The sequence below is a fragment of the Nocardia sp. NPDC058519 genome (assembly GCF_042719755.1).
GTDB lineage: Bacteria > Actinomycetota > Actinomycetes > Mycobacteriales > Mycobacteriaceae > Nocardia.
Map to the genome: position 1 here is coordinate 1 of NZ_JBHXNK010000072.1, position 1424 is coordinate 1424.

1 protein-coding gene is annotated in these 1424 nt (G+C 62.9%); it reads left to right on the forward strand.

Features of this window, described 5'->3' with window-relative positions; translation table 11 throughout:
- The first annotated feature begins 131 nt into the window (after positions 1 to 131).
- Complete coding sequence (locus ACFWPK_RS34535; protein WP_378923072.1) at positions 132 to 1370, forward strand: IS256 family transposase; 1239 nt, start codon at positions 132 to 134, stop codon at positions 1368 to 1370.
- The last annotated feature ends 54 nt before the right edge of the window (positions 1371 to 1424 follow it).

Here is a 1424-nt window from a genome sequence, read left to right on the forward strand (position 1 = left end):
GGTTGCGTCCAATAGCGTGGTGTACGGCCCGACCATCGGACCAGGTCCGAGCGTGTCGTAGCCGGAAATAGGGAGGTCACCGCGTGACCCTTGAAGAGACCGCCAAAGTCACTTGAAGGAGAAATCACGCGATGACCTCTGTCCAGCGTATCGACCCGAACAAGCCCTTCGATGCCCAACTCGCCGCGGCCAGTCCTGATCTGCTGCGAGAATTGCTGTCCAGCTTCGTCCACACGATCATGAACGCCGAGGCCGACACGATGTGTGGTGCCGACTACGGCCAACGCAGCGACGACCGCGTCAACTCCCGAAACGGATACCGCCACCGCGATTTCGATACCCGAGTCGGGACCATGGACGTCGCGATCCCCAAACTGCGGTCGGGGACCTATTTCCCCGACTGGCTGCTCGAACGACGCAAACGCGCCGAGCGGGCCCTGACCAGCGTGGTCGCGACCTGCTACCTGCTCGGAGTCTCTACTCGCCGGATGGAGAAACTCGTCGAATCCTTGGGCGTGACACAGCTTTCCAAGTCCCAAGTCTCGATCATGGCCGCCGACCTCGATGCCCAAGTCGAAGCATTCCGCACCCGACCCCTCGATCAAGGCCCTTACGCGTTCGTCGCCGCGGACGCGTTGGTGTTGAAAGTCCGCGAGAACGGGCGCGTGGTCAACGTCCACGCCCTGGTCGCGACCGGCGTCAACGCCGATGGATTCCGGGAAATCCTGGGCTTGCAAGTCACCTCCGGCGAGGACGGCGCCGGCTGGTTGGCGTTCTTCCGCGACCTGGTTGCTCGGGGATTGGCTGGTGTCGAGTTGGTGACCTCGGATGCTCACGCGGGCCTGGTCGCCGCGATCGGGGCGACGTTGCCCGGCGCGTCCTGGCAACGGTGCCGCACCCACTACACCGTGAACTTGATGTCGGTGACCCCGAAATCGTCGTGGCCCTGGGTTCGGACCTTGTTGCATTCGGTGTTCGACCAGGCTGATCCGGAATCGGTTGCCGCGCAATATGATCGGATGCTCGATGCGTTGACCGAGAAGCTGCCGAAAGTGGCCGCTCACCTTGATACTGCTCGCGCGGACTTGCTGGCGTTTACCGCGTTCCCGAAACAGATCTGGCGCCAGATCTGGTCGAACAACCCCCAAGAACGGTTGAACAAAGAGATCCGCCGCCGCACCGACGTGGTCGGGATCTTCCCCGACCGGACTGCGATCATCCGCCTGGTCGGGGCGGTGTTGGCCGAGCAACACGACGAGTGGATCGAAGGACGCCGCTACCTCGGCCTCGATGTTTTGGCCCGCTCCCGCGGGCTCGGTGAACCCTCTGACGGGCAGGAAGGAGACTCGGTTGAAGCTTTGACCGCCTGACCAACTGCGGTCACGCGGGGATCATCCCGTTACACCACGCATTTGGACTTGACC